14 protein-coding genes and 1 pseudogene are annotated in these 21,856 nt (G+C 73.9%); 6 read left to right on the top strand and 9 right to left on the bottom strand.

Translation table 11 applies throughout. The features are described from left to right. Window positions 1-61 precede the first annotated feature (61 nt). Window positions 62-1,543: a coiled-coil domain-containing protein gene (locus POF43_RS29145; RefSeq protein WP_271324858.1), complete on the top strand. Its 1,482-nt coding sequence runs from the start codon at window positions 62-64 to the stop codon at window positions 1,541-1,543. Here the strand turns inward: POF43_RS29145 and POF43_RS29140 are convergent. Genes POF43_RS29140 through POF43_RS29120 form a run of 5 tightly spaced genes read right to left on the bottom strand, consistent with a single transcriptional unit; the run spans window position 1,519 to window position 7,349 of the window. Continuing rightward, window positions 1,519-2,751, bottom strand: a complete 1,233-nt coding sequence (locus POF43_RS29140) for a styrene monooxygenase/indole monooxygenase family protein (protein WP_271324859.1) — start codon at window positions 2,749-2,751, stop codon at window positions 1,519-1,521. The genes POF43_RS29145 and POF43_RS29140 overlap by 25 nt on opposite strands. Before the next feature lie 48 nt (window positions 2,752-2,799). Beyond that, window positions 2,800-3,420, bottom strand: a complete 621-nt coding sequence (locus POF43_RS29135) for a GTP-binding protein (RefSeq protein ID WP_271313455.1) — start codon at window positions 3,418-3,420, stop codon at window positions 2,800-2,802. A gap of 13 nt (window positions 3,421-3,433) precedes the next feature. Beyond that, window positions 3,434-3,856: a DUF742 domain-containing protein gene (locus POF43_RS29130; RefSeq protein ID WP_271324860.1), complete on the bottom strand. Its 423-nt coding sequence runs from the start codon at window positions 3,854-3,856 to the stop codon at window positions 3,434-3,436. Further along, the gene (locus POF43_RS29125; protein ID WP_372516147.1) at window positions 3,856-4,413 is read right to left on the bottom strand and encodes a roadblock/LC7 domain-containing protein; all 558 of its coding nucleotides are present in this window, start codon (window positions 4,411-4,413) and stop codon (window positions 3,856-3,858) included. The genes POF43_RS29130 and POF43_RS29125 overlap by 1 nt, the downstream gene beginning before the upstream one ends. After that, a complete protein-coding gene (locus POF43_RS29120) occupies window positions 4,410-7,349 on the bottom strand; it encodes a sensor histidine kinase (protein WP_282704843.1) in 2,940 nt (979 codons plus the stop codon). Before POF43_RS29120 ends, POF43_RS29125 begins: the two co-directional genes overlap by 4 nt. A 442-nt stretch (window positions 7,350-7,791) precedes the next feature. Here POF43_RS29120 and POF43_RS29115 point away from each other — a divergent pair, with 442 nt between their 5' ends. Next, window positions 7,792-8,637 carry a hypothetical protein gene (locus tag POF43_RS29115; RefSeq protein WP_271323162.1) on the top strand — a complete coding sequence of 282 codons (846 nt, stop codon included), beginning with the start codon at window positions 7,792-7,794 and terminating at the stop codon, window positions 8,635-8,637. A 157-nt stretch (window positions 8,638-8,794) separates the two neighbouring features. Here POF43_RS29115 and POF43_RS29110 read toward each other — a convergent pair whose 3' ends face one another. Then, on the bottom strand, window positions 8,795-9,214 hold the full coding sequence (locus POF43_RS29110) for a MarR family winged helix-turn-helix transcriptional regulator (RefSeq protein ID WP_271323164.1): 420 nt from the start codon (window positions 9,212-9,214) through the stop codon (window positions 8,795-8,797). A 406-nt stretch (window positions 9,215-9,620) separates the two neighbouring features. Here POF43_RS29110 and POF43_RS29105 point away from each other — a divergent pair, with 406 nt between their 5' ends. After that, on the top strand, window positions 9,621-10,502 hold the full coding sequence (locus POF43_RS29105; protein ID WP_271323161.1) for a lysozyme: 882 nt from the start codon (window positions 9,621-9,623) through the stop codon (window positions 10,500-10,502). A 236-nt stretch (window positions 10,503-10,738) separates the two neighbouring features. Here the strand turns inward: POF43_RS29105 and lon are convergent, their stop codons facing one another. Beyond that, window positions 10,739-13,189: an endopeptidase La gene (gene lon / locus POF43_RS29100; RefSeq protein WP_271323160.1), complete on the bottom strand. Its 2,451-nt coding sequence runs from the start codon at window positions 13,187-13,189 to the stop codon at window positions 10,739-10,741. 750 nt (window positions 13,190-13,939) lie between these two features. Here lon and POF43_RS29095 point away from each other — a divergent pair. The 3 genes from POF43_RS29095 (at window position 13,940) to POF43_RS29085 (ending at window position 20,246) form a co-directional block, all read left to right on the top strand. Continuing rightward, a complete protein-coding gene (locus POF43_RS29095) occupies window positions 13,940-14,686 on the top strand; it encodes a response regulator transcription factor (protein ID WP_271313461.1) in 747 nt (248 codons plus the stop codon). Window positions 14,687-14,845: 159 nt separating this feature from the next. After that, on the top strand, window positions 14,846-16,138 hold the full coding sequence (locus POF43_RS29090) for a HAMP domain-containing sensor histidine kinase (RefSeq protein WP_271323159.1): 1,293 nt from the start codon (window positions 14,846-14,848) through the stop codon (window positions 16,136-16,138). Between the two features lie 259 nt (window positions 16,139-16,397). After that, a complete protein-coding gene (locus POF43_RS29085) occupies window positions 16,398-20,246 on the top strand; it encodes a multifunctional oxoglutarate decarboxylase/oxoglutarate dehydrogenase thiamine pyrophosphate-binding subunit/dihydrolipoyllysine-residue succinyltransferase subunit (protein ID WP_271313463.1) in 3,849 nt (1,282 codons plus the stop codon). 345 nt (window positions 20,247-20,591) lie between these two features. On the opposite strand, the gene POF43_RS29080 is transcribed toward POF43_RS29085, so the two are convergent. Together POF43_RS29080 and POF43_RS29075 are read right to left on the bottom strand one after the other, a co-directional pair. Next, entirely contained in the window at window positions 20,592-20,819 is a 228-nt protein-coding gene (locus tag POF43_RS29080) for a hypothetical protein (RefSeq protein WP_282704842.1), read from the bottom strand. A 252-nt stretch (window positions 20,820-21,071) separates the two neighbouring features. Further along, window positions 21,072-21,856 (bottom strand): annotated as a pseudogene (locus POF43_RS29075) (hypothetical protein); the annotation flags it as partial.

The following is a 21,856-nucleotide window of genomic DNA, read 5'->3' as shown; positions in this document are numbered from 1 at the left end:
CCTCACCCGTCCATCCCTCCCCCGCTGGCGCATCGCTGACCGCCTGTCAGGATCGGGAGGCGTGACCCGCGACCGCAGGACTTCCCGCGCCGTCCGACGTCCGGCCCGCCGCGAAGGGCGCCGCAGGGCGTTCCGCTGCGCCGTCCTGGCGGTGTGCCTCGCCGCGGTCGGGCCGCTGACGGTGCCGGCCGCACCGGCCGCCGTACCGCCTGCCGCGTCCGGTGCGGCGGCCGGCGCGACCGCCGGGCCGGCCGGGGAACCGGACGACACCGCGGACGGCGCCCCCGACGGCCTCCCGGACGGCCGCCCGCCGAGCGCCGGGGAGCTGCTCGGGCGGTTGCGGACGCTGTACCGGCAGACGGAACGGGCGACGGAGGCGTACGACGGGACGCGCAGGAAGCTGGCGGAGCGTCAGCGGGCCTACGACACGGCGACGCGCGGTCTGACGGGCCGCCGGGCGGCGATGCGGGCGGCGCGGGACGCCATCGGCACGCTGGCCCGCGAGCAGTACCGCACCGGCGGGATCTCGCCGTACGCGCGGCTGCTGCTGTCGGACGATCCGACGGAGGCGCTGTCGCAGGCGCATGTGCTGGCCCGTGCGGAGGCGGCCCAGGCGGTCACGGTCGCCCGGCTGCGGTCCGGGGAGAAAGCGCTGACCCGGGGCACGGCGCAGGCGGCGAAGGCGCTGAAGTCGGTGCGCGAGCTGTCCGGGCGGGCGCAGCGCGACCGCGACCGGATGACGGCCGACCTGGCGCGGGTGGAACGGACCATCGCGTCGCTGGACGGCGACCAGCCGGGCGCGTCGGGCACACCGGCAGCGTCAGAGCAGGACAAGCCGCCCGGACGGCGGGCGCCGGCCGCCGCCCGCGCGCGGCCGGACGCCGGGAAGGACCTGGAGGACGGTAAGCCGCCGGGCGGGGCACCGCGGCCGACGCGGGCCAGGACGCGGCCGGTGGACTTCGCGCCGGCGCGGCTGGACGAGCCGTCCGGCCCGGGCGCGCGGGCACCGGCCGCGTTCGGCTCCTCGCGGCCGGCGCGGGGCGCCCGGCGGCGGGCGGGCGAACCGGTGCCGCGTACCCGCGGGGAGCGGTGGTCCGGGCTGCCGCGGGTGCCGCTGGACCGGGTGCGGCCGGGCGACCTGGTCGTCTCCTGCCGGCACCCGGCGCAGGCGGCGCTGTACGTGGGCGGCGGGCTGGTGGCACGGGTGCCGCGACCGGGCGCGGCGGTGACGGTCACCCCGATGGCGGCGGACCCGCTCCTGGGCGCGGTACGACCGGACGCCGGGCAGCCACCGGTGCGGGACTTCCGGCCGGCCGCCGGCCTCCTGGCAGCGGCGTACGACCCGGTACCGCCGAGCACCACCGGGCCGGCCGGCGGCCCGCTGTGGCCAGGCACCGGGCGATCCCCCGTACCGAACCTCCGGCCGCCCGCCGAGATCCCGGCGGCGGCGGACCACCCGGCGCCGCCGGGCACCACCGCAGGACTCGGCGGTGCCCGGGGTGCGGCGGGCGGGGATGGTCAGGCGGACAGGCTCGCCAGGTAGTTCTGGGCGCGCTCGGGCTCGAAGAACCACTCCTCGAAGTCGGAGGGGTCGTCGAAGCCGTTGGCGAACCGGTCGGCGACCGGCTGGAGCTGGCCGCCGGCGCCGATCAGGCCGAGGACGTGCTCGGGCGGCGGGGAGAGCATCGCGTTGGTCCACTTGGTGACGTGGCCGGCGTAGTCCCAGTACCGCTCGAAGGTGGCGCGCATCCACTCGCCGTCGAACGGCTTGTCACCGCGGGCGAGGATGCTGTCGAGGTAGGAGGCGGCGCACTTGGCGGCGTTGTTCGACCCCTGGCCGGTGATGGGGTCGTTGGCGACGACGACGTCGGCCACCCCCAGGACCAGGCCGCCGGACGGCAGTTCGCCGACCGCGTCACGGACCACTGGGGTGTAGCGGCCGGCCAGCGTGGCGTTGGCGTCGGTGAGTTCGACGCCGCGGGCCCGGTCGTACTCCCAGGGCACGAACTGCTTCATCAGCTCCAGGGTGGTCCGCAGGTGCTCGGCGGGGTCGTTGACGCCGTCGAAGACATCGAGCGGGCCGCCGGGGACGCCCTCCCAGAACAGGATGTCGGCCGGTCCGGAGGTGGTGAGCGTCGGCATGACGAACAACTCGCCGACGGTGGGCACCAGGTTGCAGCGCACCGCGTGGAAGTCGGGGTGCTCCGGGCGCGGGCCGAGGCCGTGCACGTAGGAGACGGCCAGCGCCCGCTGCGGGCTGGTGTACGGCGAGCGGGCGGCGTCACGGCCGAACATCCCGACGAGTTCGCCCTTGCCGGCCGCGACCAGCACCAGGTCGTAGCGGCCCGCGAAGTAGTCGAGGTCGGAGACGGCCGCGCCGTGGATGACGAGCTGGCCGCCGCGCTCGGTGAACGCCTTCAGCCAGCCGGCCATCTTGACGCGCTGGTCGACGGACTGGGCGTAGCCGTCGAGCCGACCGACCCAGTCGATGGGCCGGGTGCCGTCCGGGGCGGCGACCGACACGCCGAGGCCCTCGATGCGCGGGGCCTGCGGCTCCCAGAAGTTCAGGCCGAGGTCACGTTCCGTCTGCAAGGCGGAGGCGAACATGCACTGGGTGGACATCACCTTGCCGTCGCGGACCTCATCGGCCGTGCGATTGGTCATCAGGGTGACCTCGTAGCCGTGCGACAGCAGACCGAGGGCCAGTTGGAGCCCGGACTGGCCGGCTCCCACCACGAGTATCTTGCGCATACGGATCCTTAACGGGACGCGGGGGCCGCCCGGCCCCCGGAGGAGACGTCAGTTCGGCAGCGCGGTGAGGGCGTGCCCGCACAGCGCGAGCAACGCCTCGACCACCGAGTACCGTTTGCGCGCGTCGCACAGCAGCACCGGGATGTGGTTCGGCACCGACAGCGCCTCGCGCACGTCGTCCTCACCGTACTGGGGGGACCCTTCGAACTGGTTGACGGCCACCACGAAGGGCATGCCGCAGGTCTCGAAGTAGTCCAGCGCCGGGAAGCTGTCGGCGAGCCGGCGGGTGTCCGCCAGGATGACGCCGCCTATCGCGCCGCGCGCGATGTCGTCCCACATGAACCAGAACCGCTGCTGGCCGGGGGTGCCGAACAGGTAGAGCACCAGGTCCTGGTCAAGGGTGATGCGCCCGAAGTCCATGGCCACCGTGGTGGTGGTCTTCTCCGGGGTGGAGCCGAGGTCGTCGATGTCCTCGCTGGCCCGGGTCATCAGCGCCTCGGTGGTCAGCGGGGTGATCTCGGAGACGGCACCGACGAACGTGGTCTTGCCGACCCCGAATCCGCCCGCGATGACGATCTTGGCAGAGGACGGCGCGCGGCTGGTGTCCTTCTGCCAGTCCTGTATGTGCTCCTCCGTCTCCGGGATCGCCGCGAGAGCGGACTCGGCCACCGGGGCCGCCGTCTCAGAGCCTGCGAAGTCCACTGAGTACCCTTTCCAGCAGCGCGCGGTCGGGCTGGGCCGGTCCTTGGCCGGTGCCGTAGACGCGGATGATGCCCTGGTCCGCCAGGTCGCTGAGCAGTACGCGCACCACGCCGAGCGGGATGCGCAGCAGGGCCGAGATCTCCGCCACCGACCGCATGCGGCGGCAGAGCGTGACGATCGCCCGGCTCTCCGGCATCACCGCGGCCGCGGTTTCGCCGCCCGGGCCGGCCGGTTCCTCCAGGTGCGCCTGGCCGTCGCGGCCCTGGTACCCCTCGGCGGTGGCCACGAAGGTCTCGACGAGCAGGACGTGGGCGGACCGGGTCCGCCCACCGGTCAGCGCGTACGGCCTGACCCGGGACGGTCTGCGGTCGCCGCCGCGCACCGGCAGCGCCTGCGCGGTCATCAACGTTCCTCCCCCGGCCCGCGGTCGATGGCGATCGGGTCGCCGGGCCCGGCCAGTTCCCTGCGCAGTTCCGGGGTGAGGACGTGTCCGGCCCGGCCGACGAAGAGCGCCATGTGGTACGCGACGACGCTCATGTCGCACTCCGGGGAGGAGTGCACGCCCAGCAGCGAGCCGTCGCTGATCGACATGACGAACAGGCAGCCGTTGTCCATCGCGACGACCGACTGCTTGACCGGGCCGGCGTCCATCAGCCGGGCGGCGCCGTCGGTGAGCGAGGCGAGTCCGGAGACCACGGTGGCCAGGTCGCCGCCGGACTTCGCCGGTCCACCGGGGTCCACCGGCGCCGCGGCGGCGTTCTGGTCGGCGTCGGAGGAGCAGAGCATCAGCCCGTCGGAGGAGATGACGGCGACCGAGCGGACACCGGGCACCTCCTCCACCAGGTTGGCCAGCAGCCACTGGAGGTTGCGCGCCGCGGCACTGGCACCGCCGGGGGCGGTGTCGTGCGTGCCGGGGGCGCCGCCCTGGGTGCTGCTGCGGTCCGTACTCGACGTGCTCACCCGCGTGCCTCCTCGGAGGGTTCACTGTCGCTGCGGTCCCCCGGTGTCCGTGGTGCGGGCAGCGGTACCGCGCCCGTGGCTTCGGCCTCGGCCTCGGCGTCCCGGCGCCCGTGGCGCAGCCCGGCGGCGAACCCGCCCAGCTTGCGGCGCAGCGCGTCGGCGTCCACCGGTGTGTCCCGGCCGCGTACGGCGGGCTCCCCGCTGAGGCCGCTGGCCCGTGGTATCCGCTTGGGCAGCGCCGCCCCGGCGGGCGCCGGCCGGCCGCCCCCGGCACCGGCCAGGCCGTCCGGGGCCGTGCCGCCCGCCGTCGGCGCGCCGGACCGCGTGCTGTCCGGTGCCGCCGGCTCGTCAGATCCCGGTGCGCCGCCGGCCCGCGGACGGGTGGGCAGCCCCCCGGCCCCCGGCCCGGCGGCGGACCGCGCGTGCTCGGCACCGGGGGCGGGGGTGGTGTGCGCGGGGGCGGCGTGCGCCGGGCCGGTCTGCGCCGGGACGTTGTGCACCGGTGCGGCCTGCGCGGGGGCTGCGTGCGCCGGGCCGGCCTGCGCGGGAGTGGCGTGCGCCGGGCCGGCCTGCGCGGGGGTGGTCGGGGTCGGCGTGGTGGGCCCGGCGGTGTGCTCGGGCGCCGCGTGGGCCGGGGTGCCGTGCGCCGGGGTGCCGTGCGCCGGCGTGCCGTGCGCCGGGGTGCCCTGAGCCGGATCGGCACCGTGGTTCGGAGTCGCGCCGTAAGCCGGGGTGCCGTCGGCCGGAGCGGTGCCCTGGGTCAGCGTGCCGGCGTCCGGGGTGGTGTCGTGGGCGGCGAAGGGGTCGGCGGGGGGCGTCAGTTGGGTCCAGTCGGAGTCCGGCGGGCCGGTGACCAGGGCGGCCGGCAGGACGACGATGGCGCAGGTGCCGCCCTGGGACTGCGGGCGCAGCTCCACCCGGATGCCGTGCCGGCCGGCGAGGCGGGCGACGACGTACAGGCCGAGTCCGGCGGTGGAGGTGGACTCGTCGGGGTGCGGGTCGGCCAGCATCCGGTTCAGCTCGTCGAGCCGGGCGGCGGGGATGCCGATGCCGTGGTCCTCGACGGAGAGCATGACCTCGCCGGTCTCCAGCAGCCAGCCGGCCACCCGGACCTCGGCGTCCGGCGGGGAGAACGCCGTGGCGTTCTCCAGCAGTTCGGCGACCAGGTGGCCCGCGTCGTCGGCGACGAAGCCGACCAGCTGGGCGCGTGGCAGGAACGGGATGCGCACCCGCTCGTACCGTTCGATCTCCGAGACGCCGGCCCGGACCACGTCGACCAGCGGGACCGGCCTGCTGACCGCGCCGCCGCCGGTGTCGGCGCCGGCCAGCACCAGCAGGCTCTCGCTGTTGCGCCGCATGCGGGTGGCGAGGTGGTCGAGGCGGAAGAGGGTCTCCAGCTCGTGCGGGTCCTGCTCGCGGTTCTCCAGCCCCTCGATCAGGGCGAGTTGGCGATCGACCAGCGCGAGGGTGCGCAGCGAGAGGTTGACGAAGGTGGAGTGGACGGTGCCCTGGAGCGAGCCGAGGCGGGCCAGCAGCGCCTCGCGGTCCTGGACGAGCTCGTCCATCTGCCGGGCCAGCGCGCGCATGTCGCGGGCGAGGGTGTCCTTCTGCGCGGCGACCGCGGTGCGTTCTTCGAGCAGCACGGCCTCGCGGCGGCGCAGTTCGTCGCGTTCGGCGGCCGCGGCCTGCCGGACGGCGGCGATCCGGGCGCGTTCCTCGTCGCGCTCGGCGACGCGTTGCCGCAGGGTGTCGAGTTCGCCGGACAGTCGCTCGATGGCGCGTGCCACGACGGCGAACTCGTCGCCGCTGGCGACCGGGGCGGGCCCGGTGGGCTCGGCGGCGTAGCGGCGTACCCGGGCCAGCGGGCGGGTGACCGAGCGGGCGGTCTGTGCGCCGATGCCGAGGGTCAGCAGGGCGCACAGGCCGACGAGGGCGGCGCGCAGCTCCAGCGCGGTGACGTCGTGGTCGCGCAGCGCGGTGAGCCGGCTGCTGTCGTCGGCGGCCAGCGAGGCCTGCACCGCGCGCATCCGGTCGATCCGGGCCGAGACCGCCTGGTCGACGGTGGAGACGTTCAGCTGCCGGTCGGCCGGGGTGAGGTCCGCGGTCGCGGTCAGCCGGCGCAGGTAGCCGTCGGCGGCCTGTACGTCGGAACCGGTGACCGTCTGGTCGTACTGGGTGCGGGCGGTGACGCTGGCGGCCGTGGTGAAGTCGTCCTCGGCGGCCTGCTCGCGCAGCCGGGCGATCCGGGCCGCGCCGACCAGCGAGGAGGTGCTGCCGCCGGAGTCGAGGGCGGCGATCAGCAGGCCGTGCTGGGCGGAGGTCTGGGTGACCGCGCGGGCCAGCGCGGGCCCGGCGCTGGTGTCGGGGTCGGCGGCCCGGTCGGGCAGCGCGCGGGCCAGCGCGCCGCTGACCGCGTCGAGCGCGTCGACGACCGGGGTGTAGGAGTCGAAGACCTGGTCGGCGTTGGCGGTGCCGGCCAGCGCCGCCTGCCGGATGTTCGGCACGCCGGCCAGCGCGGTGCGCAGGTCCCGGGTGACGTCGGCGAGGTCGGCGGAGCCCTGGGTGTCCAGGCTCGCGGCGGACTGGCCGACGTCGGCGATCTGCCGGTCGACGCCGGCCTCCTGGTCCGGGGTCAGGCCGCCGCCGTGCGGGCGGCCGGCCGCGGCGAAGGCGGTGACGGTGTCGCGTTCGTCGGCCAGGGCGTGGGAGAGCGCGATGGCCGAGGTGTTCAGCTGGGTCAGCCGCAGCAGGTGCTGGGAGGCGGTCAGATCACCGGCCGCGACGGCCACCGAAGGGGCACCGGCCGCGAGGACCGCGACCAGGGTGACCAGGACGGCGGCCAGCAGTCTGGTCCGCAGGCGGCGTCCGGGCCGGTCGGCCGGCGTCGTCGGGGGCGCCGTGCGCGTCGCGTCGCGCCCTTTCCGCGTAGTCCGCACCGCTTCTCGCATTCCTGTCTCGTCCGTCGTGCGGCCGTCCGTACGGCCGAGGTGACGACAAATCAGTTGGGCACCGCGCCGGGCGCGACTCGCGCGTCGCCGCCGGCGCTTCCCCCGATGCGTGGTGGTCACAGCGGTACGCGGTGGCGCACCCGGTCCGACCCCGTCATGACTGCGACCTTCGCAGCCCGGCGGGCGGGGGTGGCACGTCTTTGCGCCGCAGCACCTGATGGAGTGAACAACAAGCCGAAGTTGACCTTCAACTCGACGCCACGGCACGGGCCTCCCGCGCCGTCGGCACGGTTTGGTGAAGCGTACGGGCTGCTGGAAGGATGCCCACCCGCAGCCGGACGGCGCAAACAACTCACGGTATCTCCACAGATCATCCCGGGCGGACCCACGCATCCCGGCCCCCGCGCCCCGCCCGGGGCAAACTGGTCGCATGCGTATCGAGACGGCCACTGCCGCGGGCGACCCGGACCGGCCCAACGAGGACTTCACCGGGGTCATCTGCCCCGGCTCCGGCCGCGGTGGCGTCCTGGCCGTACTGGACGGTGTCACGCCGCATCCCGACGGCACCGGCTGCACGCACGGACTGCCCTGGTACGTCGCCCGGTTGGGCGGGGTGCTCCTGGAACTGTCGGCGTCGCGACGGGATATGACGCTGTCGCAGTGTCTCGCGCAGGCCATCGGGCGGACGGCGGCGGCACACCGCGACACGTGTGACCTTTCTCACCCAAATACCCCTCAGTCCACCGTCGTCGCGGTGCGCTGGGACGACGAGGCGGTGGAGCATCTGGTGCTCTCCGACTCGGTGTTGCTGCTGGAGTCGCCGTCCGGCGCGGTCCGCCCGGTGCTCGACGACCGCCTCGACCGGCTGCCGGAACCGGTGCCGTCGCTGCGCGCCCGGCTGCGCGCGCTCCCCCGCGACAGCGGGCAACGGGCGGCAACGCGGCGGGAGTACACGGCCGCCGTCGAGGCGCTGCGCAACGCGGAGGACGGCTTCCTGACCGCGGCCGCCGACCCCGGCGTCGCCGACCACGCGGTCACCGGCTGCGACCCGCGCGCCGCGGTCCGCGCGGTCGCCGCGCTGTCCGACGGGGCCGGCCGCCTGGTGGACGTCTTCGGCCGCACCGACTGGCCCGGCGCCTTCGCCCTGCTGCGCACGGCCGGCTGCGACGGGCTGATCGCCGCCGTCCGCGCCGCCGAGCACGCCGACCCCGACGGCACGGCCCACCCCCGCGGCAAACGCCACGACGACGCGACGGCGGCACTGGCGGAACTGTGAGGCCGGACGGGACGCGGGACCGCGCGAGGGCGGTCCGCTGCCCCGGCCGCCCCGGCGGGGGCGCACCGGAGGGCGGGCGCACCGGGACGCGGGAGCGCGCGCAGATGTGGGAACCCGCGGGCGCGGGACGGCGCGGGCGCGGGACCGCGCGGAGGGGCTACGCCGGGGTGTCCGCGTTGAGGCGGCTCAGCAGCCGGGCGAGGTCGCGGATGTCGGCGCGGTCCCAGGCGGACAGCCGGCTGCGGTAGCCGGCCCGGCGGGCGTCGCGGACCTCGTTGAAGCGGGCGAGTCCGCCCGGGGTGAGCCGGACCAGGAAGGCGCGGCCGTCGGCCGGGTCGGGTTCGCGGCTGACGAAGCCCAGTTCCTCCAGGGCGCGCAGCTGGCGGCTCATGGTGGCCTTGCCGACGCCGAAGTACCCGGCGAGGTCGGTGGCGCGCTCCTCCCCGGACTCCGCCAGCCGCACCAGCAGCCCGTAGGCGGCCGCCTCCAGGTCGGGGTGCATCTGACGGGCCATCTCACCGGAGGAGGCCCGCGCCCGGCGGTAGAGCACGGTCAACTCACGCTCCAGCGCCTCCATGTCGGGGCCGATGTCGGGGCCGATCCCCGTGCCGGTGCCGGGGGTGTTCCCGGGGCCGGGGCCGGTGCCGCCCGGTGCGGCGGGCCCGCCGGGGTGCCGGGCGGCAGCGCCGGGCCCGGTGACCGCGCCGTCCGCGGTGACGACCGCCGTCGCGCGGACCGCGCTCGGTGGGGGAACCTGTGGTCCGTCGTGCTCGTGTTCGGCCTTGCGCACGTCAGTGCCCTTTCCCGCCGGTGAAAGATTCCGCCAGTCTCCGGCATCACCGCAGTTCCCTCAGTATTTCGCAGGAGTAGACCAACGGCGCTGCGCCGCACTCTTCCACGGCCGGTTCTACGCGCGTACATTCGCGCTGTTCTGTCATGGCCACACCAAGGAACCACCCCCTCGCGCCCTTGGAGGCATTCCCATGAAGGTCACCGGCACCCCCTTCCGGCACAGATCCGCCTTCCGCCGCTCCCTCGCCGTCGCGGGCGGCGCGCTGGCCGGCCTGACGGCCCTGGCGTTCGCGGTCCCGGGCACTGCCACCGCCGCCACCGCCCCGGCGCCCGCCGCCGCGCACAGCCACATCAGCCACCCCCAGCTGGACTGGATGGGCTCGACCGTCGCCGCCCACGAGGGCACCGCGCAGGCCGCGCCGGGCACCGTCGGACCGCTGGTCGCCCAGACCCCCGGCATGGACGTCAGCGCGTACCAGGGCTCCGTCAACTGGGCCGGCGCCTGGGCCAACGGCGGCAAGTTCGCGTACATCAAGGCCACCGAGGCGACGACGTACACCAACCCGGACTTCACCCAGCAGTACAACGGGTCGTACAACGTCGGCATGATCCGCGGCGCCTACCACTTCGCCACCCCGGACACCTCCTCCGGCGCCGCCCAGGCCGACTACTTCGTCGCGCACGGCGGCGGCTGGTCGGCGGACGGCAAGACGCTGCCCCCGATGCTCGACATCGAGTACAACCCCTACGGCGCCGAGTGCTACGGCCTGAGCGCCTCCGGGATGGTCGGCTGGATCTCCTCGTTCGTCAACGAGGTGCACGCCAAGACCACCCGCTGGCCCACCATCTACTCGACCACGGACTGGTGGACCACCTGCACCGGCAACAGCTCGGCGTTCTCCACCAACGACCCGCTGTTCATCGCCCGGTACTCCTCCAGCGCCGGTACCCTGCCGGCCGGCTGGGGCTTCTACACCTTCTGGCAGTACGCCGACTCCGGCACCTTCCCCGGTGACCAGGACTACTTCAACGGCGCCCTGGACCGCCTCCAGGCACTGGCGCTGAACCAGTAGCACCACCGGCACCGCCGCACCGCACGGCACGCCGTGGCCCCCGTCCGCACAGGGCGTCGGACGGGGGCCACGGGACGTCGCGCCGGGCGGCGGAGGCCGGGTCGGGCGCCCGGCGGTGCCGCGTCCGGCGCCATCGGCCGGACACCGCGTCAGGCGGCTCGGTCACCCGCCGTCGGTCACACCTCCACGGCACGTCAGGCGGTGTGCCGCTGGCGCCGGTCACGGCTCGCGGCGGGTCAGGCGGCCACCGCGGTGACGGACTCGGCGGCCGGTTCCAGGGCGATCCGCAGGGCCTGGCGGACGTCGGAGACCGGGTGGACGTCGAGGCGTTCCAGCACCTCGGCGGGCACGTCGTCCAGGTCGGCCTCGTTGCGCTTGGGGATGATCACGGTGGTCACCCCGGCGCGGTGGGCCGCCAGCAGCTTCTGCTTGACGCCGCCGATCGGCAGCACCCGACCGGTGAGGGAGACCTCCCCGGTCATGGCCACGTCGGCGCGCACCCGGCGGCCCGACAGCAGGGACGCCAGCGCGGTCGTCATGGTCACGCCCGCGCTCGGGCCGTCCTTGGGCACCGCGCCCGCCGGAACGTGCAGGTGTATGCCGCGTTCCTTCAGGTCGCCGACCGGCAGTTCCAGCTCGGCGCCGTGCGAGCGCAGGAACGACAGCGCGATGCGTGCCGACTCCTTCATCACGTCGCCCAGCTGCCCGGTGAGCGTCAGCCCGGTGCCGCCGGTCTCCGGGTCGGCCAGCGACGCCTCGACGAAGAGCACGTCACCGCCCGCGCCGGTCACCGCCAGCCCGGTCGCCACGCCCGGCACCGCCGTGCGCCGCTCGTCCGGGTCCTGGGCGGCCTCCGGCGTGTGGTGCGGGCGCCCGATCAGCCGGCGCAGGTCGTCCGCGCCGACGTGCTGCGGCAGTTCGGTCTCCCCCAGCTCGGTGCTCGCGGCGACCTTGCGCAGCACCCGGGCGACGGCACGCTCCAGGTTCCGCACGCCCGCCTCACGGGTGTACTCCCCGGCCAGCCGGCGCAGCGCCGCGTCGTCGACGGTCACCTCGCCGTCGGCCAGCCCGGCGCGTTCGAGCTGGCGGGGCAGCAGGTGGTCGCGGGCGATGGTGACCTTCTCGTCCTCGGTGTAGCCGTCCAGCCGCACCAGCTCCATGCGGTCCAGCAGCGGCTGCGGCACGGCCTCCAGCACGTTGGCGGTGGCCAGGAACACCACGTCGGACAGGTCGAGCTCGACCTCCAGGTAGTGGTCGCGGAACGTGTGGTTCTGCGCCGGGTCCAGCACCTCCAGCAGGGCGGCCGCCGGGTCGCCGCGGAAGTCGGAGCCGACCTTGTCGATCTCGTCCAGCAGGACCACCGGGTTCATCGAGCCGGCCTCCTTGATGGCGCGGACGATACGGCCGGGCAGCGCGCCGACGTAGGTGCGCCGGTGGCCGCGGATCTCCGCCTCGTCCCGCACGCCGCCGAGGGCGACCCGGACGAACTCGCGGCCCATCGCACGGGCCACCGACTCGCCCAGCGAGGTCTTGCCGACACCGGGCGGGCCGACCAGCGCCAGCACGGCCCCGCCGCGCCGGCCGCCGACCACGCCGAGCCCGCGCGCGGCCCGGCGCTTGCGGACGGCCAGGTACTCGGTGATGCGCTCCTTGACGTCGTCCAGACCCGCGTGGTCGGCGTCGAGCACGGCGCGTGCGGAGGTGATGTCGTAGGCGTCCTGGGACGTGGTGTTCCACGGCAGTTCCAGGACGGTGTCCAGCCAGGTGCGGATCCAGCCGCCCTCGGGGGACGCCTCGGTCGAGCGCTCCAGCTTCTCGACCTCCTTCAGCGCCGCCTCGCGGACCTTGTCCGGCAGTTCGGCGGCCTCGACGCGGGACCGGTAGTCGCCGGCCTCGTCCTCCGGCTCGCCGTTCAGCTCGGACAGCTCCTTGCGCACGGCCTCCAGCTGGCGGCGCAGCAGGAACTCGCGCTGCTGCTTGTCCATGCCCTCCTGGACGTCCTGCCGGATGGTCTCGGCGACGTCCTGCTCGGCCAGGTGCTCGCGCAGCAGCGTCAGGGCCAGGCGCAGCCGCTCCACCGGGTCGGTGGTCTCCAGCAGCTGGACGCGCTGTGCGGTGCTCAGGTACGGGGAGTAGCCGGCGTTGTCGGCCAGCTGGGAGGGGCCGTCGATCTGCTGGACCCGGTCCACCACCTGCCAGGCGCCGCGCTTGCGCAGCCAGCTGGTGGCCAGCGCCTTGTACTCGCGGACCAGGTCGGCCACCACGCCGGGCGCCTCGGTGGGCTCCGGTTCGGTGATCTCGGTGCCCTCGACCCACAGCGCGGCGCCGGGGCCCGCGGTGCCGGCGCCGATGCGCACCCGGCTCACCCCGCGGATGACCGCGCCGGGGTCGCCGTCGGCCAGCCGGCCGATCTGCTCGACGCTGCCGAGGGTGCCCACGGCCGCGTACCGCCCGTCGACCCGCGGCACCAGCAGGACCTGCGGCTTGCGGGCCGCGGCGGTGGAACGGATGCCGGGAACACGCTCGGCATCCGCGCGGTTCTCCATGGCCCGGGCAGCCTCCACGGCGGCCCGCACCTCGCTGTCGGTCAGGTCCAGCGGCACGACCATCCCGGGCAGCACGACCGCGTCGTCGAGCGGCAGCACGGGCAGGGTGAGCGGCGCGGACGTCGTGGACTCGTGAGCCATGATCTCTCCCTAGGCAAACTAGTTGAGCTTCATCCACTCAATGCCTGGAACGGCTTGGATGTTCCCCGTCATCTGTTCGCCGTGAGCGATCGGCCGGCGGCACCCGGACCGCGCCGGATGCGGAGCGCGGCGCCGGGCAGGGGATCGGGGCGCCGGAGCGGGAATCGCGGCGGCCGCAGCTGGGACGGGTGGCACCGGAGCGGGAACAGGTGGCACCGGAGCAGGAACGGCTGACGCCGGAGCGGGAACGGGTGGCGGTCGACCGCCGCCGGCGTCATCCGGCACCAGCGGCATCCGGCACCGGCGGCACCGGCACTGTTCACCGGCCGGCGTGCCGGACGATCCGCGGGCACACGTCATCGACAGTGATCTAGTGATCTGGCCCGCTGCCCGCCCCCGGCCGGCGAGCGGTACGGCATGTTGCGCCCGGACTGCGGCAACGGACCGCAATCGGCGGTCACCGGCTCGCGCCCCGCGCCGCACGCGTCGGCCGGTCCCGGGAACGGCTCGGGACGGCTCGTGACGGGCGGACATACCGGCCGCCCGGTCGGCGTTGCCGCCCCGGACGTTGGCGCGGGCGTGACGTAACACCGCATTCGTCCGGGTGAAGACCGTCACGGCACTGGTTGTCCGAGGTGTTCCGGATGTGGTGCATCTCGCCGAGTGCCCGGGTGGCCCGACGTAGCCGCAGGCCACGCGCGCCCCTTACGCTGCATGCCAAGCAGCGCGACCACGTAGGGGCGGGCCCGAATGGACAACACACAAACGACGACGGTCAGCGGCGGTGGCAATCCACCGTTGCCGGGAACCCAGCGCCGGGTCCTGGTCGTCGAGGACGATCCGACGATCGCCGAGGCGATCGCGGCACGGCTGCGCGCCGAGGGCTTCCAGGTGCATACCGCGAACGACGGCCCCACGGCCGTGGACACCGCGCACGCCTGGCAGCCCGACCTGCTGGTACTGGACATCATGCTGCCCGGCTACGACGGCCTGGAAGTGTGCCGTCGGGTTCAGGCGCTCCGGCCGGTACCGGTACTGATGCTGACCGCGCGCGACGACGAGACCGACATGCTGGTGGGTCTCGGGGTCGGCGCGGACGACTACATGACGAAGCCGTTCTCCATGCGCGAGCTGGCGGCGCGGGTACACGTGCTGCTCAGAAGGGTGGAACGGGCGACGGTCGCGGCGCGCAGCCCGCGCGGGGGCACGCTTCAGCTGGGCGACCTGTCGATCGACCACGCGCAGCGCCGGGTCCGGGTCCGCGGCGACGACGTACACCTGACGCCCACGGAGTTCGACCTGCTGGCCTGCCTCGCCCAGACGCCGCGCGCGGTGCTCTCCCGCGAGCAGCTGCTGGCCGAGGTGTGGGACTGGGCCGACGCCTCCGGCACCCGTACGGTCGACAGCCACATCAAGGCGCTGCGCCGCAAGATCGGCGCGGAGCGCATCCGTACCGTGCACGGCGTGGGTTACGCGCTGGAGACCCCGGCGCCGTAACGCCCGCCGCCGCCGGGCGCGACCGGGCGGGCCGCACCGCGCGGCCGGCGGCGGCACAACGGGAGTCACCGAAGGACCGGCGCCACCGGGCAGGGCGGCGGCACCGGACGGACCGACGGGCACCGAACGAACGGGACACCCCGAAAGGAAGGTGCGCGCATGGCGCGCGACGAGGCCCCCGGAACGGGTTTCCCGCGGGCACGGGGGGCGCGCAGGCGCCGGCTGCGCGCCGTGCTGGAGACCGCACGCGTCCAGGGCACGCCCCGGGCATCGAAGAACCCGGCCCGCGACGCCGCCCGCTCGCTGCGGCTGGCGGCCCGCGGTGCCGCGAAGCGGCCCGGAGGACTGCGCGACCGGGCCGGGCGCGGCTTCTGGACGCAGCTGTGGGACGGACTGGCACCCGTCGACCCGTACCGCTCGATCAAGGCGGCGCTGGGCTTCCTGGTGATCACCTCGGTGGTGGTCACCACGCTGCTGGTGACGGTCGCCATCCACTCCGACACCGAGCTGCGGGTCATCACCGTCTTCTCGCTCATCATCTCGATGTGGCTGATGCAGTACGTGGCCACCTGGCTGACGTCGCCGCTGCGCGAGATGACCGCGGTCGCGCGGGCGATGGCGCACGGCGACTACAGCCGCCGGGTGCGCACCGGACGGCGCCGCGACGAGCTGGGCGACCTGGCGGCGGCGTTCAACAGCATGTCCGCCGACCTGGGCGCCAACGACCGGCACCGCAAGGAACTCGTGGCGAACGTCTCGCACGAGCTGCGCACCCCGATCTCCGGGCTGCGCGCCCTGCTGGAGAACGTGGTGGACGGCATCTCCGAGGCCGACCCGGAGACCATGCGGGCGGCGCTGGCGCAGACCGAGCGGCTGGGCCGGCTGGTGGCCGACCTGCTGGACCTGTCCCGGCTCGACAGCGGCGTGGTGCCGTTGCGGGCCCACAGCTTCGAGGTCTGGCCGTTCCTGTCCGGCGTGCTGAAGGCGGCGAGCATCAAACCGGGCGTGGCGATGGCCGCCCGGTCCGGCTCACGCAGCGACGTCCACCTGCACCTGGACGTCTCCCCGCCCGAGCTGACCGGCTACGCCGACCCCGAACGGCTGCACCAGGTGATCTCCAACCTGGTCGACAACGCCGTCAAGCACAGCCCGCCCAGCGGCCGGGTGACGGTACGGGCCCGCCGCGGCCCGACGCCGGACAGCCTCCAGCTGGAGGTGGAGGACGAGGGCCCGGGCATCCCGCAGGCCCAGCGCCTGAAGGTCTTCGAACGCTTCAGCCGCGGCGCGATACCGGCGCCGCACGGTTCGGGCAGTGACGGCGGCACCGGCCTGGGCCTGGCCATCGCCCGCTGGGCCGTCGAGCTGCACGGCGGCCGGATCCAGGTGGCCGAAACGGTCCGGGGCTGCTGTATGCACCTCACCCTTCCGGGGAAGAGTCCATCGTCGGACTGACGTAAGATTCCGAACGGGAGAACGGGCACAAAACCCGAATTCGGCCGACACCGGCCGAATTCATGCCTTCGCGTAAGCACAGCGACGCGAAGGCACCCAAAAGAGTGCCAGTTTCCCGCCAAAGACAGCGGTCAAACCAGTCTTCGAGTGTGACGTACGCGACGTGTGGCCCTCGTAGCCTGCGCCGACCCGTCCAGAAGGCGTAGCCTTTATTTCCGCTGTCCATCACCTTGTGAAGCGGAAGAGGGCGGTTGCCGCCGTGTCGTCACAGTCCCCCAACACATCGAGTGTCTCGACCGAACAGAACGGCGAGGGCGCAGGCCCCGCCGCGGGGTTCGGCGCGAACGAGTGGCTCGTCGATGAGATCTATCAGCAGTACCTTCAGGACCCGAACTCGGTAGACCGGGCCTGGTGGGATTTCTTCGCCGACTACAAGCCGGGAACGGACGCCGCGGTCACTGCTCCGACGCAGGCGCCGGCCGCCCCGGCCGCCGCCAACGGCAACGCCCCGGCGCAGCCGGCCGCCGCGCCCGCGGCACCCGCCGCGCCGGCTCCGGTCGCCCAGCGGCCCGCGCCCGCGGCTCCCGCCGCACCGGCCGCCGCCGCGCCCGCGCCGGCAGCTCCGGCTCCTGCGGCGCCGGCTCCGGCCGCCGCGCCGAAGGCCCCGGTCAAGCCGGCCCAGACGCCCGCAGCCGCCGTCAAGGCCGCTCCGGAGGCGTCGGACGACGGGCGGGCCGAGGGCCCGGAGTACGTGGTGCTGCGCGGTCCGTCCGCCGCGGTCGCCAAGAACATGAACGCCAGCCTGGAACTGCCGACCGCCACCAGCGTGCGCGCCGTGCCGGTGAAGCTGTTGTTCGACAACCGCATCGTCATCAACAACCACCTCAAGCGGGCCCGCGGTGGGAAGGTCTCCTTCACCCACCTCATCGGGTTCGCGATGGTGCAGGCGTTGAAGGCCATGCCGTCGATGAACTACTCGTTCGGCGTCAAGGACGGCAAGCCCGCCCTGGTCAAGCCGGCCCACGTCAACCTGGGCCTGGCCATCGACCTGGTGAAGCCCAACGGTGACCGCCAGCTCGTCGTCGCGGCCATCAAGAAGGCCGAGACGCTGAACTTCTTCGAGTTCTGGCAGGCCTACGAGGACATCGTCCGCCGCGCCCGCGACAACAAGCTGACGATGGATGACTTCACCGGGGTCACCGCGTCGCTGACCAACCCCGGCGGCATCGGCACCGTCCACTCCGTGCCGCGCCTGATGCCCGGTCAGGGCCTCATCCTCGGCGTCGGCGCGATGGACTACCCGGCGGAGTTCCAGGGCACCTCCCAGGACACCCTGAACCGGCTGGGCATCTCCAAGGTCATGACGCTGACCAGCACCTACGACCACCGGGTCATCCAGGGTGCCGCGTCCGGGGAGTTCCTGCGGATCATCAACCAGCTGCTGCTGGGCCAGAACGACTTCTACGACAGCATCTTCGAGTCGCTGCGCATCCCCTATGAGCCGGTGCGCTGGCACAAGGACATCGACGCCGGCCACGACGACGACGTCACCAAGGCCGCCCGGGTCTTCGAGCTGATCCACTCCTACCGGGTGCGCGGCCACGTCATGGCCGACACCGACCCGCTGGAGTACAGCCAGCGCAAGCACCCCGACCTCGACGTCACCGAGCACGGGCTGACGCTGTGGGACCTGGAGCGTGAGTTCGCCGTCGGCGGGTTCGCCGGCAAGTCCCTGATGCGGCTGCGCGACATCCTCGGCGTGCTGCGCGACTCCTACTGCCGCACCGTCGGCATCGAGTACATGCACATCCAGGATCCCAAGCAGCGCAAGTGGATCCAGGAGCGGGTGGAGCGTCCGCACTCCAAGCCCGAGCGCGACGAGCAGTTGCAGATCCTGCGCCGGCTCAACGCCGCCGAGGCGTTCGAGACGTTCCTCCAGACCAAGTACGTCGGCCAGCGCCGCTTCTCGCTGGAGGGCGGCGAGTCCGTCATCCCGATGCTGGACGCCGTCATCGACGCCGCCGCCGAATCGCGGCTCGACGAGGTCGTCATCGGCATGGCGCACCGCGGCCGGCTCAACGTGCTGGCCAACATCGTCGGCAAGTCCTACGCGCAGATCTTCCGGGAGTTCGAGGGCAACCTCGACCCGAAGTCGATGCACGGCTCCGGCGACGTGAAGTACCACCTGGGCGCCTCCGGCACCTTCACCGGCCTGGACGGCGAGCAGATCGCCGTCCACCTGGCGGCGAACCCCTCGCACCTGGAGACCGTCGACCCGGTCGTCGAGGGCATCGCGCGGGCCAAGCAGGACATCATCAACAAGGCCGGCACCGACTTCACCGTGCTGCCCGTGCAGCTGCACGGCGACGCGGCCTTCGCCGGCCAGGGTGTGGTCGCCGAGACGCTGAACATGTCGCAGCTGCGCGGCTACCGCACCGGCGGCACCGTGCACATCGTCATCAACAACCAGGTCGGCTTCACCGCCGCCCCGGCCGCCTCACGCTCGTCGATGTACTGCACCGACGTCGCCCGGATGATCGAAGCACCGATCTTCCACGTCAACGGCGACGACCCCGAGGCCGTCGTCCGCGTCGCCCGCCTGTCCTTCGAATTCCGCCAGGCGTTCAACAAGGACGTCGTCATCGACCTCGTCTGCTACCGGCGCCGGGGCCACAACGAGGCCGACAACCCCTCGTTCACCCAGCCGCTGATGTACGACCTGATCGACAAGAAGCGCTCGGTGCGCAAGCTCTACACCGAGTCGCTCATCGGCCGCGGCGACATCACGATGGAAGAGGCCGAGCAGGCCCTCCAGGACTACCAGGGCCAGCTGGAGAAGGTCTTCACCGAGGTGCGCGAGGCCACCAGCGCCGCGCCCAGCAGTGCCGAGTCGCCCAGCAGCCAGCCGGAGTTCCCGGTCGCGATGGACACCTCGATCGCCGACGAGGTCGTCAAGCGCATCGCCGAGTCCCAGGTCAGCCTGCCGGACTGGCTCACCGTGCACCCGCGCCTGCTGCCGCAGCTCCAGCGGCGCACCGCGAGCGTCAGCGACGGCACCATCGACTGGGCGACCGGCGAGACGCTGGCGTTCGGCTCGCTGCTGATGGACGGCATCCCGGTGCGGCTGTCCGGCCAGGACTCGCGCCGCGGCACGTTCGGCCAGCGCCACGCGGTGCTCGTCGACCGGCACACCGGCGAGGAGTACACCCCGCTGCAGTACCTGTCGGAGGACCAGGCCCGTTACAACGTCTACGACTCGCTGCTGAGCGAGTACGCGGCGATGGGCTTCGAGTACGGCTACTCGCTGGCCCGCCCGAACGCGCTGGTGCTGTGGGAGGCGCAGTTCGGTGACTTCGTCAACGGTGCGCAGAGCATCGTGGACGAGTTCATCTCCTCCTCCGAGCAGAAGTGGGGCCAGACCTCCGGCGTCACGCTGCTGCTGCCGCACGGCTACGAGGGCCAGGGCCCGGACCACTCCTCGGCCCGCCCGGAGCGCTTCCTGGCGCTGTGCGCGCAGAACAACATGACGGTCGCCATGCCGACCCTGCCGTCGAACTACTTCCACCTGCTGCGCTGGCAGGTGCACAACCCGCACCACAAGCCGCTCATCGTCTTCACCCCGAAGTCGATGCTGCGCCTGAAGGCGGCCACCTCCACGGTGGAGGAGTTCACCACCGGCGGCTTCCGCCCGGTCATCGGGGACGACACCGTCACCCCGGACAACGTGCGCAAGGTCGTCTTCTGCTCCGGCAAGGTCTACTACGACCTGCTCGCCGAGCGGACCGCCCGCAAGGCGGACGACGTCGCGCTCATCCGCATCGAGCGGCTCTACCCGCTGCCCGGTGAGGAGATCCAGGCGGCACTCGCGCCGTTCACCAAGGCCCAGAAGTTCGTCTGGGCCCAGGAGGAGCCGGCCAACCAGGGTGCCTGGCCGTTCATCGCGCTCAACCTGATCGACCACCTCGACCTGGTTCTCGGCGCGGCCCCCGACAACGCGGACCGACTGCGCCGGGTCTCGCGCCCGTCCTCCTCGTCGCCGGCGGTGGGTTCCGGCAAGCGGCACGCGGAGCAGCAGCAGCAGCTGGTGGCCGAGGTCTTCGAGATCTGACCCCGGTCCCCGCACCACCCGCCCCACCCGAAAGGCCCGACCGCTCCGGCGGCCGGGCCTTTCGGCTTTGGGGCTTTCGGCTTTGGGCTTTGGGCTTTGGGTTTTGGGCTTTGGGTTGGGGCTTTCGGCCTTCGGCTTTCGGCATTTCCCGGAGGGGGTTGCCGGTGGGGGCTTGGTTGTTGGCGGGGGCTTGGTTGCTGGCGGGGGTGTGTTTGTTGGTTGGGGGGGTGCTGGTGGGCGCGGTGTCGGACTGGCGCGGCGCTTGGTGGTTGGTGCGGGGCGTTGGTTGGCGCCGCGTTGGACTGGCGCGGCGGTGCACACCCGGCGCTCACGGCACCCCACTCGTCAGCTCGCGCACGGGATCGTCGGTGACCGCCGCATCGGCTCGACGCGCCGCCGCATCCCCGGCTGCCGCTCCCCCGGCTGCCGCACGCCGGGCGTTCGCGGCAGGCCGCTGTCCAGCTCGCGCACCGGATCGTCGGTGACCGCCGCATCGGCTCGACGCGCCGCCGCTCCCCCGGCTGCCGCGCGGCCGGCTGCCGCGCGGTCGGCTGCCGCGCGCCGGGTGTTCACGTCGGGCCTCCGGTCAGTCGGCGCAGGGGGCGTGGGCGACCGGATCACACCGGCGCGGCACCGCACCGACCACCGCACACCGGGCGTTCGCGGCAGGCCGCTCGCCAACCGGCGCGAGCGGTGCTCGGCGGTCCCCGCAGCGCCGGGCCGCTCCCCCGCTCCCGGGGGGTCACGGCAGGCCGCCGGTCAGCCGACGCAAGCGATCACCGACGGCCTCCACACCGCACCCCCTGCCACCGCATCCCCCGGTGCTCACGGCAGGCCCCCCGTCAACCGGCGCAAGCGGTCATCCGTGGCCGCCGCGTCCGGTCCGCGCACCACGCCGCCGCGCCACCAGAGGGTCTGGGCGGCGCGGAACGCGGTCGTCGCGCCGGCCCGGTCGCCGCAGCGCTGGAGGATCGCGCCGAGTTGGTGGCGGGCGCGGGCGGCCAGCAGCCAGAGCCGGGCGTCCTGTGCCGCGCCGGCCGCCCGGCGCAGCGACTCCGCCGCGTCGGCGTCCCGCACCAGGTCGCGCAGTACCTCGCCGCGCTCCAGCCAGGCCCGCGCGGCCGTTACCCGGTCCGGCGCCGCACGGGCGGCCCGGTGCAGTGTCCACTCCGCCTCGTGCAGGTCGCAGGCCGCACCGCCCGCCGCCCAGCGCCGGCGCAGCGCCTCGGCGAACAGCAGACGCCGCCGGGCCAGCGCCGGGTCCTCGTCCGCCGTCTGCGCCAGCGCCTCGCGCAGCACCCGGACCGCCTCCGTCGCGGTGCCGGCACCGCCGCCGTGTCCGGTCCACGCCACCAGGATTCCGCCCCGCTCGGCCAGCAACGCCGCCCGTCCGGGATCGCCCACCGGTGACGACCGCTGCGCCAGCCCCAACACCCGATCGGCCGCCGCGAGTTCGCCCGCAGCACCGCCCCGCGCGAACCGCGCCGCGTGCCCCCGCCCGATCCGCCGCAGACACCGCACCCGGCACACGGGATCCACGACCGGGGGTACGGGGGTGGGGCCGGCGGTGGGGCTTTCCGGGGCGGGGGCGGGGAGTTCCGGGGTGGGGG

Source organism: Streptantibioticus silvisoli (genome assembly GCF_027947535.2).
Taxonomy (GTDB): domain Bacteria; phylum Actinomycetota; class Actinomycetes; order Streptomycetales; family Streptomycetaceae; genus Streptantibioticus_C; species Streptantibioticus_C silvisoli.
The sequence above is the reverse complement of the archived record's forward strand: the minus strand, read 5'-3'. Positions and strand labels throughout refer to the sequence as shown.

Coding starts and splice junctions, on each gene's coding strand:
- POF43_RS29140 (WP_271324859.1), bottom strand. CDS start 2,751: ATGCGCAAGATACTCGTGGTGGGAGCCGGCCAGTCCGGGCTCCAACTG.
- POF43_RS29130 (WP_271324860.1), bottom strand. CDS start 3,856: ATGACCGCGCAGGCGCTGCCGGTGCGCGGCGGCGACCGCAGACCGTCC.
- POF43_RS29115 (WP_271323162.1), top strand. CDS start 7,792: ATGCGTATCGAGACGGCCACTGCCGCGGGCGACCCGGACCGGCCCAAC.
- POF43_RS29110 (WP_271323164.1), bottom strand. CDS start 9,214: ATGGAGGCGCTGGAGCGTGAGTTGACCGTGCTCTACCGCCGGGCGCGG.
- POF43_RS29105 (WP_271323161.1), top strand. CDS start 9,621: ATGAAGGTCACCGGCACCCCCTTCCGGCACAGATCCGCCTTCCGCCGC.
- lon (WP_271323160.1), bottom strand. CDS start 13,189: ATGGCTCACGAGTCCACGACGTCCGCGCCGCTCACCCTGCCCGTGCTG.
- POF43_RS29095 (WP_271313461.1), top strand. CDS start 13,940: ATGGACAACACACAAACGACGACGGTCAGCGGCGGTGGCAATCCACCG.
- POF43_RS29090 (WP_271323159.1), top strand. CDS start 14,846: ATGGCGCGCGACGAGGCCCCCGGAACGGGTTTCCCGCGGGCACGGGGG.